The organism is Stenotrophomonas sp. 05L413 (assembly GCF_056397945.1).
On sequence record NZ_JBFTOL010000001.1, the window covers coordinates 666,594 to 690,667 of the forward strand.

General features: G+C 66.7%; 17 protein-coding genes and 1 riboswitch. Of the genes, 8 read left to right on the plus strand and 9 right to left on the minus strand.

Annotated elements, in window-relative coordinates; all coding sequences use genetic code 11:
- The first annotated feature begins 181 nt into the window (after nucleotides 1-181).
- The gene (locus AC1DIQ_RS03040; protein WP_478049411.1) at nucleotides 182-643 is read left to right on the plus strand and encodes a hypothetical protein; all 462 of its coding nucleotides are present in this window, start codon (nucleotides 182-184) and stop codon (nucleotides 641-643) included.
- Nucleotides 644-767: 124 nt separating this feature from the next.
- Here the strand turns inward: AC1DIQ_RS03040 and AC1DIQ_RS03045 are convergent, their stop codons facing one another.
- Entirely contained in the window at nucleotides 768-1,619 is an 852-nt protein-coding gene (locus AC1DIQ_RS03045; protein WP_121038784.1) for a pirin family protein, read from the minus strand.
- A 226-nt stretch (nucleotides 1,620-1,845) separates the two neighbouring features.
- On the opposite strand from AC1DIQ_RS03045, the gene AC1DIQ_RS03050 reads away from it, so the two are divergent.
- On the plus strand, nucleotides 1,846-3,927 hold the full coding sequence (locus AC1DIQ_RS03050) for a carbon starvation CstA family protein (RefSeq protein ID WP_121038787.1): 2,082 nt from the start codon (nucleotides 1,846-1,848) through the stop codon (nucleotides 3,925-3,927).
- Complete coding sequence (locus AC1DIQ_RS03055; protein WP_019183464.1) at nucleotides 3,927-4,151, plus strand: YbdD/YjiX family protein; 225 nt, start codon at nucleotides 3,927-3,929, stop codon at nucleotides 4,149-4,151. Before AC1DIQ_RS03050 ends, AC1DIQ_RS03055 begins: the two co-directional genes overlap by 1 nt.
- A 115-nt stretch (nucleotides 4,152-4,266) precedes the next feature.
- Here AC1DIQ_RS03055 and AC1DIQ_RS03060 read toward each other — a convergent pair whose 3' ends face one another.
- The 4 genes from AC1DIQ_RS03060 to AC1DIQ_RS03075 form a co-directional block, all read right to left on the minus strand.
- A complete protein-coding gene (locus AC1DIQ_RS03060; RefSeq protein WP_478049412.1) occupies nucleotides 4,267-5,403 on the minus strand; it encodes a DUF3103 family protein in 1,137 nt (378 codons plus the stop codon).
- A 263-nt stretch (nucleotides 5,404-5,666) separates the two neighbouring features.
- Complete coding sequence (locus AC1DIQ_RS03065; RefSeq protein WP_121038793.1) at nucleotides 5,667-6,917, minus strand: DUF819 family protein; 1,251 nt, start codon at nucleotides 6,915-6,917, stop codon at nucleotides 5,667-5,669.
- Between the two features lie 114 nt (nucleotides 6,918-7,031).
- A complete protein-coding gene (locus AC1DIQ_RS03070) occupies nucleotides 7,032-8,363 on the minus strand; it encodes a sensor histidine kinase (protein ID WP_152154075.1) in 1,332 nt (443 codons plus the stop codon).
- Nucleotides 8,350-9,051 (minus strand): response regulator transcription factor, encoded by a 702-nt coding sequence (locus AC1DIQ_RS03075; RefSeq protein WP_478049413.1) that lies wholly within the window; start codon nucleotides 9,049-9,051, stop codon nucleotides 8,350-8,352. Before AC1DIQ_RS03075 ends, AC1DIQ_RS03070 begins: the two co-directional genes overlap by 14 nt.
- Nucleotides 9,052-9,176: 125 nt before the next feature.
- Between AC1DIQ_RS03075 and AC1DIQ_RS03080 the strand changes: the two genes are divergently transcribed.
- The 4 genes from AC1DIQ_RS03080 to AC1DIQ_RS03095 all read left to right on the plus strand — a co-directional run bounded on the left by AC1DIQ_RS03080 (nucleotide 9,177) and on the right by AC1DIQ_RS03095 (nucleotide 15,694).
- A complete protein-coding gene (locus tag AC1DIQ_RS03080) occupies nucleotides 9,177-10,892 on the plus strand; it encodes a glycosyltransferase family 39 protein (RefSeq protein ID WP_428999445.1) in 1,716 nt (571 codons plus the stop codon).
- A 101-nt stretch (nucleotides 10,893-10,993) separates the two neighbouring features.
- The gene (locus AC1DIQ_RS03085) at nucleotides 10,994-11,764 is read left to right on the plus strand and encodes a phosphatase PAP2 family protein (protein ID WP_121038802.1); all 771 of its coding nucleotides are present in this window, start codon (nucleotides 10,994-10,996) and stop codon (nucleotides 11,762-11,764) included.
- Nucleotides 11,761-13,413 (plus strand): phosphoethanolamine transferase, encoded by a 1,653-nt coding sequence (locus AC1DIQ_RS03090; protein ID WP_478049414.1) that lies wholly within the window; start codon nucleotides 11,761-11,763, stop codon nucleotides 13,411-13,413. Before AC1DIQ_RS03085 ends, AC1DIQ_RS03090 begins: the two co-directional genes overlap by 4 nt.
- Before the next feature lie 286 nt (nucleotides 13,414-13,699).
- The gene (locus AC1DIQ_RS03095; protein ID WP_478049415.1) at nucleotides 13,700-15,694 is read left to right on the plus strand and encodes a M2 family metallopeptidase; all 1,995 of its coding nucleotides are present in this window, start codon (nucleotides 13,700-13,702) and stop codon (nucleotides 15,692-15,694) included.
- Between the two features lie 97 nt (nucleotides 15,695-15,791).
- Here the strand turns inward: AC1DIQ_RS03095 and AC1DIQ_RS03100 are convergent, their stop codons facing one another.
- From AC1DIQ_RS03100 to AC1DIQ_RS03110, 3 genes are all read right to left on the minus strand, one after another.
- A complete protein-coding gene (locus AC1DIQ_RS03100) occupies nucleotides 15,792-16,178 on the minus strand; it encodes a hypothetical protein (protein ID WP_121038811.1) in 387 nt (128 codons plus the stop codon).
- An 80-nt stretch (nucleotides 16,179-16,258) separates the two neighbouring features.
- Nucleotides 16,259-17,152 (minus strand): siderophore-interacting protein, encoded by an 894-nt coding sequence (locus AC1DIQ_RS03105; protein WP_478049416.1) that lies wholly within the window; start codon nucleotides 17,150-17,152, stop codon nucleotides 16,259-16,261.
- A 157-nt stretch (nucleotides 17,153-17,309) separates the two neighbouring features.
- Complete coding sequence (locus AC1DIQ_RS03110) at nucleotides 17,310-18,533, minus strand: multidrug effflux MFS transporter (RefSeq protein WP_478049417.1); 1,224 nt, start codon at nucleotides 18,531-18,533, stop codon at nucleotides 17,310-17,312.
- A gap of 281 nt (nucleotides 18,534-18,814) precedes the next feature.
- A riboswitch (glycine riboswitch) is annotated at nucleotides 18,815-18,916 on the plus strand.
- Nucleotides 18,917-19,004: 88 nt separating this feature from the next.
- Here AC1DIQ_RS03110 and gcvP point away from each other — a divergent pair.
- Nucleotides 19,005-21,884: an aminomethyl-transferring glycine dehydrogenase gene (gene gcvP, locus AC1DIQ_RS03115; protein WP_478049418.1), complete on the plus strand. Its 2,880-nt coding sequence runs from the start codon at nucleotides 19,005-19,007 to the stop codon at nucleotides 21,882-21,884.
- Nucleotides 21,885-22,628: 744 nt separating this feature from the next.
- Here the strand turns inward: gcvP and AC1DIQ_RS03120 are convergent.
- On the minus strand, nucleotides 22,629-24,020 hold the full coding sequence (locus AC1DIQ_RS03120) for an amino acid permease (RefSeq protein ID WP_121038824.1): 1,392 nt from the start codon (nucleotides 24,018-24,020) through the stop codon (nucleotides 22,629-22,631).
- Nucleotides 24,021-24,074: the final 54 nt, after the last annotated feature.

Sequence of the window (24,074 nt, forward strand, 5' to 3'; positions counted from 1 at the left end):
CACCTGAAACCGTTATTTGTACACTGAGTCACATTCCGTTAAGGTCCCGATCACTCGTCCGACACTGACGGCAGCGAGTGATCCGGTACGCGCGCGGGGAATGCGCCACCACGGCCTGGGTTGTCGACGGCCACCGGAATGCCTGTCAGCGACGGACGCGATCATCGACCTTGGGGGAACCATGAACGTCCTGCGCGCTGTCGTCTGTGTGTGTCTGCTGGTCACTGCCGGCGCCGTTGCGGCGCAATCGACCAGCGAATGTCCGTCCCTGCCCGCCAGCAGCGGCCTGCAATGGCAGGCGCTCGCCCAGCGCGACTTCATCCTGTGCAAGGCCACCGCCGCCGATGGGCGCGAAGTGCTCAGCCTGACGCTGAGCGCGCGCAATCCCGAGCTGCCGTTGAACCGCGCGCTGCGCCAGGAAAAAGGCAGCTTCGCCGGTGAAACGCTGTACTGGTACCAGCCCGACCTGGGCGGCCAGAAACCGCCGGGCTATGAGACGCGTCGGATCACGGTGGTGAAATTCGACAAGAACCGTTTCGCGCAGATTGCGCTGTACGCCGGCGACAACAGCGAACTGGGTTTGCTGCAATCGCTGGCGCAGGGGATGAACCTGACGCCCTCGGCTGTGGCCGCCGGGCGCTGAGGAAGAGGCCGGGACGGTGCACCGCACTCATCCCGTCATCCAAGGGAGCGCCGGCCACTGGCCGGCGCCTCCCGCACCGTCAGGTGTCATGCGCTGGCCGGCCAGCGGCCGGCGCCCACGTGCCTCAGAAGCGGCCTTCCTGGAAATCCACGAAGGCCTGCATCAGCTCCTGCTTGGTGTTCATCACGAACGGCCCATGCCGCATGACCGGCTCGCGCAGCGGGCGGCCGGCCACCAGGATCAGGCGCGCACCGGTGTCGCCCGCGCGCAGGGTCAGCTGCTCACCGCCGCCGAGCACCGCCATTTCCTGTCTGGCCACCGGGCGCGCATCGTCGCCCTCGCCGATCTCCAGCCCGCCTTCAAACACGTAGGCAAACGCGTTGTGGCCCTCCGGCAGCGTGTAGCGCCAGTCCGCACGCGCGTCCAGGGTGATGTCCAGGTACACCGGATCGGTGGCCGGCTGCACGATCGGCCCCACGGTGTCACCCACCTGGCCGGCGATCACCTTGACCTGCACGCCGTCGGCCGGCGCGGTGACCGGAATATGGTCCGGTGCGAACTCCTGGTACTTCGGGTCCGTCATCTTGTCGCGCGCTGGCAGGTTCACCCACAGCTGGAAGCCGCGCATCTGGCCCGATTCCTGTTCGGGCATTTCCGAGTGGATCAAGCCGCGGCCCGCCGTCATCCATTGCACGCTACCCGGCGTGAGCAGCCCTTCGTTGCCGTGGTTGTCCTTGTGCCGCATGCGGCCGTCGAGCATGTAGGTGACGGTTTCAAACCCGCGGTGCGGATGACTGGGGAAGCCGGCGATGTAGTCCTCGGCGCGGTCCGTGCCGAATTCATCCAGCAGCAGGAACGGGTCCAGGTCGGGCAGCGACGGCCCACCGATCACCCGCGTCAGGCGCACGCCGGCGCCATCGGAGGTGGCCATGCCACGGATGGTGCGCAGCACGCGCACCGGGGTTGGGCTGCTCATGGTGACTCCAAGGTCGGTGATCGATCAACAAGATGGCCTCGCCGGCCCCGCCGGCCAACCGTCATGCCCGCAACCGATTGTTCCAAGCGTGATGTTCCGATGACGTGCACGGGCACGCGCCCCCCCACCCTACGACCAAAGTACTAGCGGCAAGCCCCCACCATTGCATTGACCGCGTCGGTGCCAAGGCGGACTCTTACGACGATCTCCAGGGAGACGCAATCTCATGAAAGGTTTTTCGAAACTGGGTTGGGCAGTCATCGCACTGCTTGGCGCATTCTGTCTAGGCACCGTCGCACTGCGCCGCGGTGAACCCATCAATGCGCTGTGGATCGTCGTCGCTGCGGTCTCCATCTATCTCATCGCGTATCGCTTCTACAGCCTGTTCATCGCCGACAAGGTGATGCAGCTCGATCCGACCCGGGCCACGCCCGCGGTGATCAACAACGACGGCCTGGATTACGTCCCGACCAACAAACACGTGCTGTTCGGCCACCACTTCGCCGCCATCGCCGGTGCAGGCCCGCTGGTCGGCCCGGTGCTGGCCGCGCAGATGGGCTACCTGCCCGGCCTGCTCTGGCTGGTGGTGGGCGTGGTCGTGGCCGGCGCGGTGCAGGATTTCATGATCCTGTTCCTCTCCAGCCGCCGCAACGGCCGCTCGCTGGGTGACCTGGTGCGTGAGGAAATGGGGCCGGTACCCGGCACCATCGCCTTGTTCGGTGCCTTCCTGATCATGATCATCATCCTGGCGGTGCTGGCGATGGTGGTGGTCAAGGCGCTGGCCGAAAGCCCGTGGGGCATGTTCACGGTCATCGCGACCATGCCGATCGCGATCCTGATGGGCGTGTACATGCGCTACATCCGCCCGGGCAAGATCGGCGAGATCTCCGTGGTCGGGCTGATCCTGCTGCTGGCCGCGATCTGGTTCGGTGGCAAGGTCGCGGCCGATCCGGTCTGGGGCCCGGCCTTCACCTTCACCGGCATCCAGATCACCTGGATGCTGATCGGCTACGGCTTCGTGGCCTCGGTGCTGCCGGTGTGGCTGCTGCTGGCCCCGCGCGATTACCTGTCCACCTTCCTCAAGATCGGCACCATCGTGGCGCTGGCCATCGGCATCCTGATCGTGATGCCGGAACTGAAGATGCCGGCCCTGACCCAGTTCGCCGCCAGCGGCGACGGCCCGGTCTGGAAAGGCGGGATGTTCCCGTTCCTGTTCATCACCATCGCCTGCGGCGCGGTCTCCGGCTTCCATGCCCTGATCGCCTCGGGCACTACGCCCAAGCTGCTCGCCAATGAGCGCCACATGCGCTACATCGGCTACGGCGGCATGCTGATGGAATCGTTCGTCGCGGTGATGGCGCTGGTGGCCGCCTCGATCATCGATCCGGGCATCTACTTCGCCATGAACGCACCGGCCGCCGTGATCGGTCCGGATGCGGTCTCCGCTGCGGCCTACATCAGCAATACGTGGGGCTTCATCATCACCCCCGAGCAGCTGGAGGCCACCGCAGCGGCGATCGGCGAGCCGACCATCCTGCACCGCGCCGGTGGCGCACCGACGCTGGCGGTGGGCATCGCGCAGATTCTGCACGAGGCGATCCCGAGCGGCAGCAACGCGATGATGGCGTTCTGGTACCACTTCGCGATCCTGTTCGAAGCGCTGTTCATCCTCACCGCCGTCGATGCCGGTACGCGTGCCGGTCGCTTCATGCTGCAGGACCTGCTGGGCAACTTCATCCCGGCCCTGAAGAAGACCGAATCGTGGACCGCCAACATCATCGCCACCGCCGGTTGCGTGGCGCTGTGGGGCTACCTGCTCTACACCGGCGTGGTGGATCCCTTCGGTGGCATCCAGACGCTGTGGCCGCTGTTCGGCATCTCCAACCAGATGCTGGCCGGTATCGCGCTGATGCTCGGCACGGTGGTGCTGTTCAAGATGAAGCGTGACCGCTTCGCCTGGGTGACCGGCGTGCCGGCGGTGTGGCTGCTGATCTGCACCACGTATGCGGGCCTGATCAAGATCTTCGACAGCAACCCGGCGCAGGGCTTCCTGGCCCAGGCGCACAAGTACCAGGATGCGATCGCCAGCGGCACGCTGACCGCCCCGGCCAAGACCGTCGGCCAGATGCACCAGATCGTGGTCAACGCCTACGTCAACACCGGCCTGACCGTGCTGTTCCTGTTCGTGGTGTTCTCGATCCTGTTCTACGCGATCAAGACCATCTTCATGGCCCGCCGCACGCCGCAGCGCACCGACAAGGAAACCCCGTACGTGGCGCTTGAGCCGCACCAGATGGCGGACCTGTGATGAGTACCGAACTCGTCCCCGCCGGTCAGTACCAGGCCCACCGCCGCATCTGGCGGCGCCTGGTGCAGACCGCACGGCTGTGCTGCGGCATTCCCGACTACGACAACTACGTCCGGCATGTGCTGGAGAAGCATCCGGACCGCGTGCCGATGGACTACAAGACGTTCTTCCGCGAGCGCCAGGAGGCGCGTTACAGCGGCAAGAACGGGGGACGCTGCTGCTGACCTCCAGCAGCGGATGCACTCGAAAACGGCGGCGCGAAAGCGCCGCCGTTTTTTGTCGGGTCGCGTTCGCCACTGCCTGCGACAGGCCTCGAGGGGAGCCGGCCAGCGGCCGGCACTACTGGAGCGTAAGGGGGCTCAACGTCACCTGTGCATTGTTCGCCGCCCCCATCCGTCCGGCATAGGTCTGACCGCGCTGGAGCAGATAGAAGCTGTCCAGGTAGTCGGTATCGTTGGTGAACCAGCCGCTCGGCATGGCCTTGAGGATCGCGCCGCCGATCTCGGCAATCACCGCGTACTCCGGGGCGACGGCGCCCAGCGCAAGCTTCACGCCTTCGGTGAGGGCGATCAGCAGGTCTTTGTAGTTGGTGTCGCCATCGTCTTCGAACAGTTGCACGTTGGCGGTATCGAACCGGTAGTTGCCCCAGATCACCAAGGGTTGGCCCGGGGTGTAATCGGTCTTGTCATGGTCCAGGTACGGCAGTGACACCGTGGCCATCTCCGGCTCTGCCTTGTCTGTCTGCAGCCCGGACACCACGGCGAACACTTCCGCGCCGCCCAACGCCCACGGCTCGCCGTCATTGGCCAGGCGGATACGGTCAAGCCGGGTGACATCCAGGGAGGTCGCTCCATCGGCGGCCACCGTGAGCCGGTCGGCCGACTGCAGTCCCCTCGCCTGCAACCCGGCATTGATCAGGGCCATGCCTTCCTGGACTGCCTGCCCGGTATCGATGTCCACGATCAATACCGGGAAGGTCGGGGCTACCTGCGCGTCCAGCAGATGCTGACGCCCGTGCCGGTCGTAGGCCACCAGGGAGGTCCAGGTGCGGTCGTCTCCCTTGGGCAACACTGCCACCCAGAGATCGGCAGGCGCCACTGCGCTCAGCGTCTGCCCGGCAGGCACGAAGCTGCGGACCTGCAGCAAACCGCGATCTGCGGCTGGCAGGCCCTTGTACCGGCGGACCAGAGCATCGCGTTCGGACAGCATCCGCGACGCCAGGCTGTTCCCACCGGGATCGCTCTCGGCCAGGACCGCGGTCAACGGCAGCCCGCGCTCGGGGTGGGCCGCCAGCGCAGCGACGAGGGCGCCGGCCCGTGCCGGCTGCCCGAGCCACGCAGCCACATCGCGTGCACTTGCATCGGCCACGGCGTGCACATCCCCTCGCTCGCCCGGGGCGGCCTTTACGGACACTACAGAAGCGAACATCAGTACGCCGGCGGTGATCACCGACATCAACACGTCTTTCGTCTTCATCGTGCTTCCTGATAGGTGTCGACTGCCGTCGACAAAGGATCCATGCCATGCGCGTTCGGCGCACAGCACAGTGCATGCCGCCGGACCTTACGCGGCCGTGCCAGCACGATTCCGTACGCCCTTCACAGTTCGTGTCGCATGCAGCCATTTCTGACACCGGCGCGTGACCTGGGTCCCAGACGCATGACGTTCAGCGGGTCATCGCCGCCCAAAAAAGAGGCGGCCATCAAGGCCGCCCCGGGAGTCGACAACGTGGCGCGCGCTTACGCGCCCGCCATCCATTTCAGGATCAGCCCGGTCACATACGCCAGGCCGGTCCCGGTGGCATAGCCCACGGTGCCCAACAGCACGCCGACCGGCGCCAGCGACGGATGGAACGCGGCAGCGACCACGGGTGCCGATGCCGCTGCACCGATGTTGCCCTGCGAACCGATCGCGAAGAAGAACAGCGGCGCGCGCAGCAGCTTGGCGGCGATCCACAGCACCAGGATGTGGGTCAGCATCCAGATCGCGCCGAGCGCGAACAGCCACGGCCGGTCGAGCAGCGAGAGCAGGTCCATCTGCATGCCGATGCAGGCGATCAGGAAATACAGGAACAGGGTGCCAAGACGCGAGGCACCGGCCGATTCCAGGCGCCGCGCGCGGGTGAAGCTCAGGCCCAGGCCGAGCGCCGTGGACAGCAGCACCACCCAGACGAACGCGCTGTCCAGGCTGAACTGGCTGGCCCAGCTCACATTGGCCTTGAACCAGCTGCTCAGCGGCGCAGCGATGGCATGCGCCAGGCCGACGCCGCCCAGCCCCACACCGACGATCACCATCAGGTCGGTCAGGCTGGGAATGCGGGCATTCTGTGCTTCGTATGCCGAGATGCGCTCCTTCATCTCATCAATGGCGCGGGTATCGGCCCCGCTGCGGGCATCGATCTGCTTGGCGCGGTTGGCCAGGAACAGCAGGACCGCCATCCACAGGCTCGCGCAGGCCACATCGACCACGGCGAACTGGCCGAACGTCGTCGCATCGGTGCCGAACACTTCACGCATCGCCACCATGTTGGCGCCGCCGCCGATCCAGCTGCCGGCCAGCGCCGCCATGCCCTTCCAGGTGTCACCGGCCACGGTGGCCGGGTGGATCCAGGACATCGCCTGGAACGACACGATGGCGCCGAGGATGATGCCCAGCGTGCCGGCGCAGAACATCACCAGCAGCTTCGGGCCCAGCTTCATGATGCCCTTGAGGTCGATCGACAGGGTCAGCAGCACCAGCGCGGCGGGCAGCAGCACGTCGCGAGCGATCGGGTTGTAGAGCGAGGTGTTGTGGCCATCGATGAGGCCGGCGGTGTTGTAGATGGCCGGGATGAAGTAGCACAGCAGCAGGGCCGGTACCCACGCGAAAATCTTCTTGAGGAGCGGGGTCGGGCCGCTGGCGGCCCAGAAGATCACCGCCAGGGTGGCGGCGATCAGGCCGAGGCCGACGATGTCATTGGTGATCAGGGCAGTACTGGGTTCGGTCGGCATCAAGCCATCCTCTGTCGATCGAAGGGATAAAAAAAAGCGCCGCATAGAGCGGCGCCTCCGGAGCTTAACATTGTCTTCACGACGCCACACTTTGCGGCGCAGCGAGCAGGACGATTACGACGCAGGCAGCGATGGACGTTCACTGCGCCCGGGCAGCGAGGCCCCCAGATCGAGGATCACGCAGGTGCCCCGGGGAACGCAGGGCTCGATCTGCAGCGCCCAGCCCAGATGTTCACAGAGCCGGGCGATCAGCTCCAGGCCGATCCCGCTCTGCTCGTTGCGGTCGCCCCGCGCCATGCGCGCATGTACCGCCGCGATCTCTTCCGGACTCATGCCGAGCCCGGGATCCTGCAGGGTCACCACCGCCTGGCCGGAGACCTGGATGTGGATGGTGCCGCGGCCGCTGTTCTCGATCGCGTTGCGCAGCAGATTGCCGATCGCCGCCTGGACCACGCCCAGTGGCGCGACGATATCCACCCGTGCCAGGCCGTCGATCTCGATGCGCAGGTCCTTGTCGCCCATCAGGTGACGATGGTCTTCAATGATGTCCGGCACCAGCAGATCCAGCGGGATACGCTCGCCCAGTGCAGCCAGCCGCGCCGGGTCGCGCGCCAGCACCAGCAGCAGCTGGATCAACTGCTCCACGCCCTGCGCGGTGCGGTGCACCCGCTGCATCTGCTGGCGGGCGCGGTCGGGAATCTCCGGCTGGCCGAGTGCCAGTTCCGAGGCGCCGGTGATCACCGCGATCGGCGTGCGCAGTTCATGGCTGGCCGTGCTGATGAAGATCCGCTCGCGTTCAACGAACTGTTCGTTGCGCGCCAGGTAGTCGTTGAGCGCGTTGGCGATCACGTACAGCTCGGAGCTGGCCCGTGGGTCCACCTCCACCCGTTGCCCGGGAACACCCGGCCGCAGCTCGTCGATGCGCCGGGCCAGCGAGCTCAGCGGCCGTACCAGGCGACCGACGCCGAAGGACGCCATCACCACGGTGACGATGATCATCAGCACACCGGCCAGCAGCACCCAGCGCGTGGCGAACTGCTCCAGCTCATGGAAGTCATTGATGTCCAGCACCAGTGCCAGCCTCCCCAGCTGCGTGGTTTCGCGGACCATCACCGCGCTGGCGCGTCCGTTGACCTCCACACCGTCGTGCAGCCCCGGATGCAGCGTGCGCAGGCTCTCCGGCACCGTCGGGCTGCCGTTGATGTAGAACAGCCGCAGGGTGTCCGAATCCTGCCAGCGGTAGTGCGGCTCGTGTTCGATGTGGTTGACGATGCTGTCCAGCTCGGAGTTGAGCAGCGCGCGCCATGCCGAGTGCTCGGCGTGTTCGTGCACGTAGTTGCCCACGCTGAATACCGCCAGCGAGATCAGCGCGAGGTAGCCCAGCAGCCACCACACCATGCGCCGGTGCATCGGCGCTGGCTTGGGCGGGCGCTTATGCCACTTCATCGGAACTGTCCGCAGCCGACACGCCGAGGCGGTAGCCGACCCGCGGCAAGGTGTGGATCAATTTCTGCTGGAACGGGCCATCGACGCTGCGGCGCAGTTCGTAGACATGCGAGCGCAGCAGATCGCCATCGGGCAGTTCATCCCCCCAGAGCGCAAATTCAAGCTGCTGGCGCGTGACTGCGCCGGGGCTGGCGCGCATCAGCACTTCCAGCAGCTTCCGGCAGGCCGGATACAGATGCAGCGGCTTGCCGTCGCGTTGCGCTTCCAGCGTAGAAAGATCCAGCTTGAGGTCGGACACCTCCAGCACCTTGCGCGGGTTACGCCCTTTGGCACGCACCATCAGCGCTTCCAGGCGCACTTCCAGCTCGGGCAGCGCGAACGGCTTGGTCAGGTAATCGTCGGCGCCGGCACGGAAGCCAGCGATCTTGTCCGGCAGCTCATCGCGCGCGGTGAGCATGATCACCGGCACTTCCGAGCCGTGGTCAGCACGCAACCGGCGCAGCACCTCCGGGCCTTCCATGCGCGGCAGCATCCAATCCAGGATCAGCGCGTCATAGGGCTGCGACACGGCCAGGTGCAGGCCGGTGACGCCATCGGGCGCGACATCGAGCACATGGCCCCGCGACTCGAAATAATCGAATAGATTGGCAACCAGCTGACGGTTGTCTTCAATGACCAGCAGCCGCATGGGAGACTCTCTTGACCGGTTGAATGCATGGTAGCGGGAACCGTGTCGGAATCCGGTCGCAATGGGTGGTTTTACGACGCTTTTCCTACGCTGTCGGGGAGACAGTGGCTGTTTTGCCGACGAGCCTGGGCGTGACCGAATCCTTCTTCCTGCGGCGCTGGCCGCGTGTGCTGGTCTGCCTTGCCCTGCTGCTGGCACTGGCCGCCGGCATCGGCCTGCGCCAGCCCTCCCCGCCCGATGAACCGCGTTTCGTGCTCGCAGCGCGTGCCATGGTCGAGTCCGGCCAGTGGCTGCTGCCCCACCGCGGCAGCGAACTGTATGCGGAAAAACCGCCGGTCTTCATGTGGATGCAGGCCGCCAGCCACCAGCTGTTCGGCGGCTGGGCGCTCGCCTTTCTGGTGCCTTCGCTGCTGGCTGCGCTGCTCACGCTGTGGCTGACCTGGGACCTGGGCCGGCGCCTGTGGAACCGCCGGGTCGGGTGGTGGGCCCTGCTCGCGTTGTTCAGCTGCCTGCAGTTCGGCCTGATGGCCAAACGGGCCCAGATCGACATGGTGCTGGTAGCGATGACCACCCTGTCGCTGTGGGGGCTGCTGCGCCACCTGCTGGAGGGCCGCAACCGCCCGGCGCTGTGGTTGGCCGGCTTTGCTGCCGGGGTGGGCACGGTGACCAAGGGCGTCGGCTTCCTGCCGTTGCTGGTGCTGGTGCCGTTTGCCCTGTGGCGCTGGCGCGCCCGTGGCACGGCGTTGCCGCCGGGCACCGCGCGCGATCTGTGGTGGCTGCTGCCGGCCTTCCTGCTCGGCACGGCGGTCTGGCTGGCACCGTTGGGCATCGCCCTGCTCAACGCGTCCGATCCGGCACTGCACGCGTATGCGCGCGAACTGCTGTTCAAACAGACCGGCACCCGCTACGCCAACGCCTGGCACCACGTGAAGCCGGTCTGGTACTACCTGCAGGTGATGGTCACCTTGTGGTTGCCGGGCAGCCTGTTGCTGCCGGCGCTGATCCCCGCGTGGTGGCGCCGCCTCAACCGCCTGGACGGGCGCTGGTGGCTGCTGCTGGGGTGGGCGCTGCTGGTACTCGTCTTCTTCAGCGCCAGCCCGGGCAAGCGCGAGGTGTACATCTTCCCGATGCTGCCCGCGCTGTGCCTGGCCGCCGCACCGCTGCTGCCCGGGCTGCTGCGCCGGGCCGGGCTGCGCTGGCTGCTGTGGGCGTATGTCGCGGTGCTGGGCACGGCGGCGCTGTACATCGGCACACAGCTCTGGAGCGGTAGCGCGTGGGCGCACCTCCAGCTGGCCCGACGTGCCATGCCCGATGCCCTGCTGCCCGTATTGGGCGGCTGGCTGATCGCCTTCGGCGTGGTGCTGCTGGCCTTGGCACTGTGGTGGCGCCAACGGCGCGCGGGCGCACTGGTGGTGGCGACCGCCTTCCTGCTCTGGAATCTGTACGGCTGGGTGTTGATGCCGACGCTGGATCCGTACAGCTCCGCGTCCGCCGTGATGCAGCGGGTGGGCACGCGGATCGGGCCGGAGGCCGAGCTGGGCGTGGTGGCCTGGCGCGAGCAGAACCTGCTGCAGGCCGACCGCCCGGTGACCGATTTCGGCTTCAAAACGCCGTGGGAGCAGCAATGGCAGGCCGCAGGCCCGTGGTTGGCGCAGGCCCCGCAGCGCCGCTGGCTGCTGGTGCTTGATGAGGCGATCAGCCCCTGCGTGGACCCGTCGGCGGTGATCGAGATCGGCAGCGCCAATCGGAACCGCTGGCTGCTGTTCCCGGGCACCGCCTGGCAGGCGGACTGCCATGCCGCCGTGACGGCGACCGACACCGCGCAGGATGAGGAAGACTGAACGGAAGGTCGCGCTTAACCGGCGGCCAACATCGCTCCGACCCCTCTCCGACAACCCGCTGACGACCATGGCGCCGGAATCTCCCGCCGGCCCCATTGTCCATGTTCCCAGCGTCCACCGTTGCTCTCTCCTCCGCGCCGGCTGCGTCGGCCACGCCGCGCTTCCTCCGCGATCACCTCTGGGCTCCGCTGGCGTTGACCGCGCTCGCCAGCGCTGCGCTGATGGGCGCCGGGGGCGACCAGTGGCTGGCCGACCAGTGGTATCGCCTGGAAGGGCAGCAGTGGGCGCTGCAGAACGCGTGGGTCACCACTCACCTGATTCATCAGGCCGGCAAATGGGCCAGCAGTGCAGCTGCGCTGGTGGCGATCGTGCTGTGCTTCCACGCGTGGCGCAGCGAACGTGCGGCCGGGTGGCGCTGGCCCTTGCTGTACCTGGTGCTGGCGGTCGCACTGGGCACCGGCCTGGTCTCGCTGCTCAAGGCATTGACCAATATGGACTGCCCGTGGGATCTCACCCGCTACGGCGGCACCCGCGAGTTCATCGGCCTGTTCGCCACACGCCCACCGGGCATGCCGCGCGGGGTGTGCTTCCCGGGTGGGCACTCCAGCGCTGGCTTTGCGTGGATCAGCCTGTACTTCGTCGCCTTGATGGTGCGCCCCGCCTGGCGCTGGCGCGGCCTGGCGGTCGGCCTGCTGGCCGGCGGCGTGTTCGGGTTCTCGCAGCAACTGCGTGGCGCGCATTTCCTGTCGCATGATCTGTGGACACTGGCCACCTGCTGGGCGGTGTCGCTGGGCCTGTACCTGCTGGTTGAACGCATCCGGCTGCACGAACGCAGCACGGTGCCGGTCAGTGGGCAGGGAGACGCGGCATGAGCGCCACCCTCCCGCGTACTACACGCTTCCCGGCGCTGGCTGCCTTGCGCGCCTGGCGCCCGCAGTGCACCACCGAGACCTTGATCCTGCTCACGAGCGTGTTCTTCGCGGTCGCCTGCAACGGCTTGTTCTGGCACAGCGCAATGGCGTCCCACCCGGGCAGCATGGGTTTCGCCCTCTCGCTGTTCCTGTTCCTGGTCGGCGCGCACAGCCTGCTGATGGGGCTGCTGGTCTGGCGCTGGAATGCCAAGGTGGTGCTGAGCGTGCTGCTGATCGGCACCGCGCTGGCTGCGCACTACATGAGCAGTTACCACATCTATCTGGATGCGGACATGCTGCGCAACGTACTGGCCACCGACCACAAGGAAAGCCGCGAACTGATCACGCCGACCCTGATCCTGCCGCTGCTGCTGTTGGCCTTCGTACCGATGCTGCTGCTCTCGCGTGTGCAGCTCCGCCGCCGCACGCTGGGCAGGGCCCTGCTGTGGCGTATCGGTTTTCTGCTGCTGTCGGCACTGATCGCCTTCGGCGGGGCGATGCTCTCCTTCCAGGAGATGTCCTCGCTGATGCGCAACCAGCGCGAAGTGCGTTACCTGGCCACGCCCGGGAACTTCCTGCTCGGCCTGCCCAAGGCGCTGCGCGGTGACAATCCGATCCAGCGTGCGCCCAAGCTGCCGATCGGCATGGATGCCAACGTGACCCCGCGTGCCGCGGGCAGCCGCCCGCGCCTGCTGGTGATCGTGATGGGCGAGACCGCACGCGCACAGAACTGGGGCCTCAACGGCTATGCCAAGCAGACCACGCCGGAACTGGCCCAGGCCGGGGTGATCAATTTCCCCGACATGCATTCGTGCGGCACCAGCACCGAAGTCTCCCTGCCCTGCCTGTTCTCGCCCTATGGACGGCATGACTACGACGAAAAAAAGATCCGCGCGCACCAGTCGCTGCTGCACGTGCTGGATCACGCCGGCATTGCCACGCTGTGGCGCGACAACCAATCCGGTTGCAAGGGCGTGTGCGAGGGCCTGGAAATGCAGGCACTGGACGATGCCAAGCACCCGACCCTGTGCGCCAACGGGCGCTGCATGGACGAGATCCTGATCGACGATCTGGCCACCCAGGTGCGCGCCAAGCCCGGTGACCGCGTGGTGGTCCTGCACCAGCTGGGCAACCACGGGCCGAGTTACTTCGAACGCTATCCGCCGCGCTTCCGCCGCTTCACCCCGACCTGCGATACGCCGGACCTGGGCAAGTGCAGCCGCGAGCAGATCACCAACAGTTACGACAACGCGCTGTTGTACACCGATCACCTGCTCTCGCGCACGATCGGCACACTGAAGGGCATGGACGACTACGACACGGCGATGATCTACCTCTCCGATCATGGTGAATCGCTGGGCGAGAAGGGCCTGTATCTGCACGGTGTGCCGTATGCGATCGCCCCGCAGGAGCAGACCCGCGTACCGATGACGATGTGGTTCTCGCCGTCCTTCGCCGCCAACCGCGGGCTCAACCTGGCCTGCGTGCGGGAGCGCGCAGGCAAGTACACCGACCACGACAATCTGTTCCCGTCGGTGCTGGGGCTGATGCAGGTCAAGACGTCGGTGTATGAACGTGACCGGGATCTGTTTGCGTCGTGCGAGGTTTGAAGCGGAACGACCACTGCTGTCAGCTATTCGCTCTTCCGTTTTGGTCGAGGCAGGCCAGACCGTGGCGGGACCGTTATGCGCCATGGACGGCGCATAACGGTCCCCCATGGACGGGTTCACGGCGGGTCCCGACAACCCGCCCGCACCGACCCAAACCACGATGCAATGACGCCACGCCGTTGACGTTGGCGCTACGATCCCACCCGAACCCTGCTGCCCTGCCCCTTGCGGTGCGCCCGGCGCTTCACTAGCCTTCGCCGGTCTGTCACCACCCAAGGATGTGCCCGTGAACCACCGCCCGCTCCTGCTGGCCCTGGCTGTCAGTGCTGCCGCACTGACGCTGGCGGCCTGCCACAAGGAACCGTCCCCCGCCGATGCACCGGCCACGGGCACCACCCAGTCCAAGGAAACCGCGGACCAGTTCATCGCCCGCGTCAACGCCGAGTACAAAGCCATGTACCCGGAAATGACCTCGGCCCAGTGGCTGTCTTCGACCTACATCAATGACGATTCCGAGCGCGTCGCGGCCAAGGCCAACGAACGCTGGCTCACCGTGCTCAACGGCTGGATCGCCCAGGCCGGCCAGTACGACGGCCAGCCGATGAGCGAAGACACCAAGCGCCAGATCCACCTGCTCAAGCTGATGACCTCCATGCCCGCCCCGCGCGACCCGGCCAAGCTCTCCGAGCTGACCCGCATCGCCAGCCGCATGGAAGGCGCTTATGGCTCCGGCAAATACTGCACCGATGAAGCCAACCCCCAGACCTGCCGCCAGCTCGGCGATCTGGAACAGGTCCTCGCCCGCAGCCGCGACTACGACGCGCAGCTGGACGCCTGGCAGGGCTGGCATGGAACCACCAAGCCGATGCGCGCTGATTACGAGCGTTTCGTCAGCCTGGTCAATGAAGGTGCCAAAGAAATGGGCTTCGCCGACGCCGGGCAGATGTGGCGCAGCGGCTACGACATGCCGGCCGACCAGATCGGCCCGGAAACCGACCGGCTGTGGGACCAGGTCAAGCCGATGTACGAGCAGCTGCACTGCTATGCCCGTACCAAGCTCGATGCCACGTACGGCAAGGACAAGGCCGAGGTCAACGGCGGCCTGATCGCCGCGCACCTGACCGGCAACATGTGGCAGCAGGACTGGTCCAACCTGTGGGACCAGCTGGAACCGTATCCCGGTGCCGGCAACCTGGACATCACCGCCGCACTGGAAAAGCAGTACCAGACCAACCTCAGTGGCGCACTGGCCAAGGCCGGCAGCGGCGCGAACGTGGAAGCGCTGTACAAGGCGCAGCGTGAGGCCGAACTGCGTACCGCCAAGCAGATGACCGAGCGCGCGCAGGACTTCTATGTCTCGCTCGGCATGCCGGCACTGCCGAAGTCGTACTGGGACAAGACCCAGTTCATCAAGCCGCTGGACCGTGACGTGGTCTGCCACGCCAGCGCGTGGGACATGAACATGGAAGGCGACGTGCGCACCAAGATGTGCATCAAGCCGAACGAAGAGAATTTCACCACGATCTACCACGAGCTGGGTCATATCTATTACGACCTGGCCTACAACCCGCTGCCGCCGTTGTTCCAGGGCGGTGCCAACGACGGCTTCCATGAAGCGATCGGCGACACCATCGTGCTGGCGATGACGCCGCAGTACCTCAACTCGATCGGCCTGGTCGACGCCCCGCAGGAAAGCCGCGAGGCGACCATCAACGCGCAGATGCGCATGGCCCTGAGCGGCGTGTCGTTCCTGCCGTTCGGCCTGATGATCGACCGCTGGCGCTGGGGCGTGTTCGATGGCTCGATCACCCCGGACCATTACAACCAGGCGTGGTGGGACCTGAAGGCCAAGTACCAGGGCGTGGCCCCGGCCAGCGCGCGCGGTGAGGAATTCTTCGATGCGGGCGCCAAGTACCACGTGCCGGGCAACACCCCGTACACCCGCTACTTCCTGGCGCGCATCCTGCAGTTCCAGTTCTACAAGGGCCTGTGCGATGCCTCCGGTTACAAGGGTCCGCTGCATCAGTGCAGCTTCTACGGCAACAAGGAAGCCGGCCAGAAGTTCTGGGCCATGCTGAGCAAGGGCGCCAGCCAGCCGTGGCAGGCCACGCTGAAGGAAATCACCGGCGGCGACAAACTCGATGCCGGCCCGATGATCGAGTACTTCACCCCGGTCAACGAATGGCTCAAGCAGCAGAACCAGGGCCAGATGTGTGGTTGGCAGGTGCCGGCGGCCACCGCTGCGGCCCCGGCCACACCGACGGCGCCCGCGGCACCGTAACCCGTGGGTTGGGCCGGGCTCGGCCCGGCCGCAGCCCGCAACGAAAAAACCGGCCGAAAGGCCGGTTTTTTCATGCGCTTCCACGCAGGGCGTGGCGCTACGACGTGGGTTTCAGGGCGGCCGCCAGCTCGGTCTTGAACTGCTCGAAGTCCATGCCGTCGGCCTTGGCCTCGGCGTGCGCGGCATCCTTCAACGCATCCGAGTACACCAACCGGACCGGCGTGCCCTGCCGCTCGTGCAGTTCGGCGGCCTGCATGATCAAGGCCAGCACGCGTGCCGCGCTGGTGGTCTGCCCCGCGATGCGTCCGTCCATGCCCAGCACCCACTCACCCTCGCGGCGCACCACACCGGCCAGCAGCGTGCGTTGCTGGTCGCGCAGTTCGGCATGCGGCTCGACCGGCGGGGTGGCGGCCTGCTCGCGGTTGGCGGCCTGGGTTTCGCGGCGCCGGCGGATGTCGCGGCGCAGTTTGGAGGTGGTCGACATGGGGAAATCCGGACTGCGGCAAAGCGCCAAGGATACCGCACGGACCCTGGCGAGCCCGTATCGCAGCACGGGCGGCCCTCTCAATCCAGGACCTTGCCGTGCCGCCAATAGCCCATGAAGGTGATGGCCTGGCGGTCGATACCACAGGTTTTGACCAGGTGCCGGCGGACCGCCATCACCGCGCCGGCCTCGCCGGCGACCCAGGCATACAGCCCGCCGCCCGGCGCACCGGCCTGCTCCCACAGGATGTCCTGATCGATGTCGATCTCGGCCAGTTCCTGCTCACCATGGCGCGTACCGGAGGGACCGACCCGGGCCCGTACCGCGTCCTGCAGCCGCTGACCATGCGCGGCGCCCTCGCGGGCCAGCCAGAACAGCTGCGCACCGGGCGGTGCCTGCAGCGGCATTACATCCGCCTCGTGCTCCACCTCCAGGAAGGCCTGCACGTCCGGCGGCTGCGGCCACTGCGCCAAGTCTTCCAGAATGCCGGCCACGGCTGGCAGCGCAGTGTCATCGGCCACCAACAGCACGCGCTTCACCTGCGCCGGCGGCTTCCACTCGTAGCCCTCGCTGCTGGCCTCGACCCGCGCATCGGGCGCCAGCAGTCCGACCCGATCGCCGACACGTGCCTGCATGGCCCAACGCGAGGCGGGGCCGGTCTCGCCGTGCAGCACGAAATCGACATCAACTTCGCCCACTTCAGGGCGCAGCGCACGGATGGTGTAGGTGCGCATCGGCGCACGCTCGGTGTCGGGCAGCGCGCGATAACGCGCGTACCAGTCCTCGCCCTGCGGCACCTCGGGGGCTGGCTGGCCGGGTAGCGGGAAGAACACCTTGATACGCTGATCCGGCCCGTCGGTCTTCATGTTGGCCACATCGGGCGCAGCGAAGACCATGCGGGTAAGCGACGGAGAGAGAACGGTGCGCTGCTTGAGCGCGACATCGAACAGGCGGTAGGTCTGATGGGCAGCCATGCAATCACCCTGAGTTGCGGCGGACGCGGCGTCCGCAGGGGAGCGTATTGGCTGTCGTGGAGCACGAACTGGCTGGCGAAGGCACAGGATACGCCGCAGTCGCGCAATGGCAATGCCGCCACGCCTGCGTTGTGTGCAGGCGTGGCATGCATGCGGCTCACTCGATGGGCGTGAGCAGGTCGCGGCGGCGTTCGCAGCGCCGCTCCCAGTACCAGAAGACGGCACCGATGGCGAAGAAGCCCGCGTAGCCCAAGGCCAGGTGCATCGGGCTGCTGCTGAGCATCGGCGAGACCACGCCGGCCACCACCGTGTTGATCATCAGCTGGATGAACATCTGCATCGAGGAGGCCAGGCCGCGCTGATGCGGGTACATGTCCAGCACGGCCAGCGCCAGGATCGGGAAGATCAAGGCCATGCCGACGCCGCCCAGGAAGATCGGCATCACCGCCCACGGCAGCGCGATCTGCGGTACCGATGTCACGTAGCCGAAGTTCAACAGCGCCGAGACCGCGCACAACGCAAACCCGATCGCGATCTGTCGCTGCGGCACGATCCGCCCGGCCATGCGCCCGGACAGGAACGAGCCCACGGTCATGCCGCCGATGGTGGGAATGAACAACCAGGCAAATCCGCCTTCGCCGAGCTTCAGGTGCTGCATCACGAACACCGGCGCCGAGGCGATATACAGGAAGATGCCGGAGAAATTGAACGCACCGGCTGCAGCAAGACGCAGCAGGCGCGCATTGGAACCCATCCGCGCATAGCTGCGCAGCAGTTCCCGCATCGACAGTGGCGTGCGCGCCTCGACCGGATGGGTTTCGGGCAGCCACTTGCCGGTGGCCAGCAGCAACACCACGCCGAACAGCACCAGGAACCAGAAGATCAACGGCCAGTCGCCGCCGCCGAGCAGGATCCAGCCACCGATGATCGGGGCGATCGCCGGGGCGACGCCGAAGATCATCGAGACCTGGCTCATCAAGCGCTGCGCGTCGGCACCGTGGTACAGATCGCGGATCACGGCGCGGCCGACGATCACACCCACACCGGCCGTCACGCCCTGCAGCGCGCGGAACACCAGCAACGTGGTCATGTCCCGCGACAGCGCACAGCCGATCGAGGCGCCGATGAACAGCACCAGCCCACCGATGATCACCCGCTTGCGGCCGAACGCATCCGAGAGCGGGCCGTGGGCCAGGCTCATCAGCCCATAGAACAGCAGGTACACGCTGATGGTCTGCTGCACCGCGACCTGGTCCACCTGCATGCGGTCGCCCAGCAGCAGGAAGGCGGGAAAGATAGTGTCGATCGAGAACGGACCGAACATCGCCAGGCCTGCGAGCAGCAGGGCCAAGCGGCGGGTCGAGGGTGAGGCGGGCGTCATGCGGGCTTCCGTCAGCGGCCATGCGCACTGCACGGCGGGCGCCTGGCCCGGAACGGGCGGCGCCAGATGAATACGAGGATCCAGTGATCATAGGCCTTTGCCGCCCCCGGCACCATGCCCGGGCCGGGTTTCCGGGGTCCTGCGCGGCTGCGTATTCATGTGCCGGAAAGGCCCAGTGCCCGAAACGGCTGGGCTATAATCGCCGCGCTACATGGTGGGAGAAGCGGACACCCGCTGCCGAAGGCGCAACGCCCGTAATCGCTCAGGCCCGATACCACCCGTACCAAAACTCTGGAGAGACCGGCGAATGCCGGCGCCGAAGGGGCACGAAGCACGCCGATGCGCGCTTTTAAACTCTCAGGCAAAAGGACAGAGGGGCACCCAGGAAGACCGCAAGGTCCGGTGGATCGCTGTCGCCCGCGACGCGCCCTGGCCCGGCCGCCTTCCGAACGTGCGTGCCCACTCTCCGAGATGCCAGCCATGTCCCAGAACACCCCCTCCCTGCGCGAGCTTGAACACAGCCACGCGTTCGTCGAACGCCATATCGGCCCCAACGACGCCGAAATCGCGCAGATGCTCGACGTGGTCGGCCACGCCTCGCTGGACGCGCTGACCGATGCGATCGTCCCGGCCGGCATCAAGTCGCCGGCACCGCTGGATCTGCCCGAGTCCCTCACCGAAGTGCAGGCGCTGGCCAAGATCCGCGCCATCGCCGACAAGAACCAGGTGTTCCGCACCTTCATCGGCCAGGGCTACTACGGCACGCTCACCCCGAACGTCATCCTGCGCAACGTGCTGGAAAACCCGGCGTGGTACACCGCCTACACCCCGTACCAGGCCGAGATTTCACAGGGCCGCATGGAAGCGCTGATCAACTTCCAGACCCTGTGCGCGGACCTGACTGGCATGGAGATCGCCAACGCTTCGCTGCTGGATGAAGCCACCGCCGCCGCCGAAGCGATGACGCTGGCCAAGCGCTCGGCCAAGTCGAAGTCCGATACCTTCTTCGTGCACGACGCCGTGCACCCGCAGACGCTGGAACTGCTGCGCACCCGCGCCGAGCCGATGGGCATCGTGCTGCGCGTGGGCACCCCGGCCGAGGCGATGGAAGCCGAAGCCTACGGCGTGCTGCTGCAGTACCCGGATACCTTCGGCCATATCGGCGATTACAAGGCGCTGGCCGATGCCGTGCACGCGCGCGGTGGCCTGGTCGCCGTGGCCACCGACCTGCTGGCGCTGACCCTGATCGCCGCCCCCGGCGAATGGGGCGCGGACATCGTGGTCGGCAACTCGCAGCGCTTCGGCGTGCCGTTCGGCTTCGGCGGCCCGCATGCCGCTTTCATGGCCTGCCGCGACGCCTACAAGCGCTCGATGCCGGGCCGCCTGATCGGTGTCTCGGTCGATGCGCAGGGCAACGCCGCGTACCGCCTGACCCTGCAGACCCGCGAGCAGCACATCCGCCGCGAGAAGGCGACCTCCAACATCTGTACCGCCCAGGTGCTGCTGGCGGTCATGGCCTCGATGTACGCCGTGTACCACGGCCCGGAAGGCCTGACCCGCATCGCCCGCCGCACCCACCGTCTGGCCAGCATCCTGGCCGCCGCGCTGCGCGGCGCCGGCGTCAACGTGGGCGAGCACTTCTTCGACACCCTGCACGTCAAGGACATCGACGCCAAGGCGATCCACGACAAGGCTGCGGCGGCGCGCATCAACCTGCGTGCGATCGACAGCGATGCGGTCGGCATCAGCCTGGATGAAACCGCCACCCGCGCCGACATCATCGCGCTGGGCCAGCTGTTCGGTGCGACCGTCGACGTGGACGCGCTCGATGCGGCCACCGCCGATGCGTTGCCGGCCGATCTGGTGCGCACCAGCGCCTTCCTGACCCACCCGGTGTTCAACACCCACCACAGCGAACACGAACTGCTGCGTTACCTGCGTTCGCTGGCGGACAAGGACCTGGCGATGGATCGCACCATGATCCCGCTGGGCAGCTGCACCATGAAGCTCAACGCCACCGCCGAGATGATCCCGGTGACCTGGCCGGAGTTCGCCAACATCCATCCGCTGGCCCCGGCCGACCAGGCTACCGGCTACAAGGAACTGATCGACGGCCTGGAAGCGATGCTGGTCGAGTGCACCGGTTACGACGCGGTGAGCCTGCAGCCGAACTCCGGCGCTCAGGGCGAGTACGCCGGCCTGCTGGCGATCCGCGCCTACCACCGCTCGCGCGGCGAGGGCCATCGCGACGTCTGCCTGATCCCGGATTCGGCGCACGGCACCAACCCGGCCTCGGCGCAGATGTGCGGCATGAAGGTCGTGGTGACCAAGACCGATGCCAACGGCAACGTCGACCTGGAGGACATCCGGGTCAACGCGGAGAAGTACAGCGACCGCCTGGCCGCGCTGATGATCACCTACCCGTCCACGCATGGCGTGTTCGAGGAAGAGGTGGTGGATATCTGCGAGATCGTGCACAAGCACGGCGGCCAGGTGTACACCGACGGCGCCAACATGAACGCCCTGGTCGGCGTGGCCAAGCCCGGCAAGTGGGGCTCGGACGTCTCGCACCTGAACCTGCACAAGACCTTCTGCATCCCGCACGGCGGCGGTGGCCCGGGCGTCGGCCCGTGTGCGGTCAAGTCGCACCTCGCCCCGTTCCTGCCGAAGGTGCTGGGCGGCGAAGGCGATGTCGGCATGGTCAGCGCGGCCAGCTTCGGCAGCGCCTCGATCCTGCCGATCAGCTGGATGTACATCACGCTGATGGGCACCGCCGGCCTGCGCAAGGCAACCCAGGTGGCCCTGCTCAACGCCAACTACATCGCCAAGCGCCTGGCCCCGCACTTCAAGACCCTGTACACCGGCCGCAACGGCCTGGTGGCGCACGAGTGCATCCTGGACGTGCGACCGCTGGAGAAGACCTCCGGCATCGGCGCCGAGGACGTGGCCAAGCGCCTGATCGATTTCGGCTTCCACGCCCCGACCCTGAGCTTCCCGGTCGCCGGCACGCTGATGGTGGAACCGACCGAGAGCGAATCGCTGCACGAGCTGGATCGCTTCATCAACGCGATGATCCAGATCCGTGAGGAAATCGCCGCGATCGAAGACGGGCGACTGGACCGCGAGGACAACCCGCTCAAGCACGCCCCGCACACCGCCACGGCGGTCTCGGCCAGCGAGTGGGCCCACGCCTACCCGCGCGAGCTGGCGGCCTTCCCGCTGGCCAGCCTGCGCCAGCAGAAGTACTGGCCGCCGGTGGCACGCGTGGACAACGTCTACGGCGACAAGAACGTGATGTGCGCCTGCATCCCGGTCGATGCGTACAAGGAAGACGAGGGCGTGGAGGTCTAAGCCTCCCTGCCCTGACGCAACAGCAGACGGCCCGCGCAAGCGGGCCGTTTTTGTTATGGGCTGCTGCCGACTCCCCGTCTCCCGGCTCCTGCGCGCCGTGGAGGAGAGCCGCCTTTGGATTCTGCCGGCTGGGCGGGGGTGTGTGGGTTCGCGGGACACGCCGTGAATCCGTCCATGGAGGCTCATGTCGCGCCATCCATGGCGCTCATGGTCCCGCCAACCCACACACCCCCGCCCTCGACAGCCTGTCGGCCGCCCATGAAGAAACAAACGCAGATGCCCTGCGGCGGAGATGAGCGTCAGTAGGTCATGCCGTCGTCGCGTCACGTTGCAGTCAATCACCCAGGCATCAGCATCTGCATCGGCGTTGGCGTTGGCGTTGGCGTTGAACATCGAGCACTGTGCGTCGAGCATCGAGCATCGAGCACTGAGTACTTGGCACTGAGCACTGAGAATTGAGCTGAGCGCCGAGTATCCAGATTCGAGAAGCGAGCAGCGCAGCACCAGCTCGGCAGCGTTCTGCGTTCTGCGCTCTGCGTTCTGCGTTCTGCTTTCGCTTTTGACTTCCCATTGCCCACCAGCCCCCTGTCAAAGGGTGGGCACGGGTGGGTTGGCGGGACCGTGTGTTGCCATGGATGGCAACACACGAGCCTACAGGGACGTACTTGCGGCGGGTCCCGACAACCCACCCGTGCCCGCCCAGGCAAGCGGAGTCACGAACCTGCGGCTGTTGGCCGTTGGCTGTTAGCTGTTAGCTGTAGCACGCACCCGACGCGCGATCTCACTGCTCGCCGCAATCACCACCGTCAGCGCCGCCATCGACAGGAACTGCACCCGCGTGTGCGCTTCGGATAGCAACAGACCGAAGATCAGCGCCAGCACCCCCAACCCGATCACCGTCAGATACGGATACCCCGCCATCCGGAACGGCAACCGCGTCCCATCCCGGTTCGCACGATGGCGCAGAATCAACTGCGACAGCAACGAAATCGTCCACACCAACAGACACGTCGAGCCCACGATGTTGAGCAGCACCGGCAACACCTTGTCCGGGAACACCAGCTCCATCACCGTCGCCGCAAAACCGAACAGCACACTGGCCAGCACCGCGATGATCGGCACCTGGCGCGGATCGGTCCAGCCCAGCACCGCCGGCGCCTCGCGGCGCTGCGCCAGCGAATACATCATCCGCGACGCACCGTAGAGATTGGCGTTCAACGCCGACAGCAGCGCGATCACCGCGATCAGCGTGATCGCCGTCGCCGCGCCCGGAATCTTGGCCGCTTCCAGCACCGCCGCGAACGGCGACCTGAGTGCCTCGCTGGTCCACGGGACCACCGCGATGATCACGCTCAGCGAGCCGATGTAGAACACCAGGATGCGCCAGGCCACGGTGCGGATCGCACGGGCGATGCTGCGCTCAGGATCTTCAGTTTCGGCTGCGGCCACCGCCACGATCTCGGTGCCGCCAAAGGCGAATATCACCACCAGCAGCGCCGCGCCGATCCCGGCCAGGCCCTTGGGCATGAAGCCACCGTGCTCGGTGAAGTTGCGCAGGCCCGGCGAGGCCACGTCCGGCAGCCAGCCCATCAGCAGCGCCACGCCGATCAGGATGAAGCCGACGATCGCGGCGACTTTGAGGATCGCGAACCAGAATTCGAACTCGCCGAAGTTCTTCACCCCGAGCAGATTGATGGCGGTGAAGAACAGCATGAAGGCCAGCGCCGCCATCGGCACCGGAATCGCCGGCCAGACCGTGGCGAGCAGGCCGGCCGCACCGACTGCTTCAGCGGCGATCACGATCACCAGCTGCACCCACCACAGCCAGCCCACCGTGGCGCCGGCGGTGGCGCCCATGGCGTCGGCGGCGTACACCGAGAACGCGCCGCTGGTCGGCTTGGCCGCGGCCATTTCGCCGAGCGCGTTCATCACGATGATCACCAGCGCGCCGGCGACCAGATACGACAGCAGGACCGCCGGGCCGGCGGCCTGGACGCCCACCCCGGAACCGAGGAACAGGCCGGCGCCGATCGCGCTGCCCAGGCCCATCATGATCAGCTGGCGGGGCTTGAGCGCGTGTCCCAGGCGGGTATCGGCGGGCGGAGTGGCAGGAGCCGGAGTCTGGGATGCGGGCATCGGAATCGATTGGCGGGCAACAAGTGCGACACCATACCCTGTCGGCCGCGCGAC

Bases quoted from the DNA above. Each gene is read 5' to 3' on its own strand.
- AC1DIQ_RS03045 (WP_121038784.1), bottom strand. From the start codon at position 1,619: ATGAGCAGCCCAACCCCGGTGCGCGTGCTGCGCACCATCCGTGGCATG.
- AC1DIQ_RS03075 (WP_478049413.1), bottom strand. From the start codon at position 9,051: ATGCGGCTGCTGGTCATTGAAGACAACCGTCAGCTGGTTGCCAATCTA.
- AC1DIQ_RS03055 (WP_019183464.1), top strand. From the start codon at position 3,927: ATGAGTACCGAACTCGTCCCCGCCGGTCAGTACCAGGCCCACCGCCGC.
- AC1DIQ_RS03090 (WP_478049414.1), top strand. From the start codon at position 11,761: ATGAGCGCCACCCTCCCGCGTACTACACGCTTCCCGGCGCTGGCTGCC.
- AC1DIQ_RS03100 (WP_121038811.1), bottom strand. From the start codon at position 16,178: ATGTCGACCACCTCCAAACTGCGCCGCGACATCCGCCGGCGCCGCGAA.
- AC1DIQ_RS03065 (WP_121038793.1), bottom strand. From the start codon at position 6,917: ATGCCGACCGAACCCAGTACTGCCCTGATCACCAATGACATCGTCGGC.
- AC1DIQ_RS03050 (WP_121038787.1), top strand. From the start codon at position 1,846: ATGAAAGGTTTTTCGAAACTGGGTTGGGCAGTCATCGCACTGCTTGGC.
- AC1DIQ_RS03110 (WP_478049417.1), bottom strand. From the start codon at position 18,533: ATGACGCCCGCCTCACCCTCGACCCGCCGCTTGGCCCTGCTGCTCGCA.
- AC1DIQ_RS03085 (WP_121038802.1), top strand. From the start codon at position 10,994: ATGTTCCCAGCGTCCACCGTTGCTCTCTCCTCCGCGCCGGCTGCGTCG.
- gcvP (WP_478049418.1), top strand. From the start codon at position 19,005: ATGCCAGCCATGTCCCAGAACACCCCCTCCCTGCGCGAGCTTGAACAC.
- AC1DIQ_RS03105 (WP_478049416.1), bottom strand. From the start codon at position 17,152: ATGGCTGCCCATCAGACCTACCGCCTGTTCGATGTCGCGCTCAAGCAG.
- AC1DIQ_RS03040 (WP_478049411.1), top strand. From the start codon at position 182: ATGAACGTCCTGCGCGCTGTCGTCTGTGTGTGTCTGCTGGTCACTGCC.
- AC1DIQ_RS03070 (WP_152154075.1), bottom strand. From the start codon at position 8,363: ATGAAGTGGCATAAGCGCCCGCCCAAGCCAGCGCCGATGCACCGGCGC.
- AC1DIQ_RS03060 (WP_478049412.1), bottom strand. From the start codon at position 5,403: ATGAAGACGAAAGACGTGTTGATGTCGGTGATCACCGCCGGCGTACTG.
- AC1DIQ_RS03120 (WP_121038824.1), bottom strand. From the start codon at position 24,020: ATGCCCGCATCCCAGACTCCGGCTCCTGCCACTCCGCCCGCCGATACC.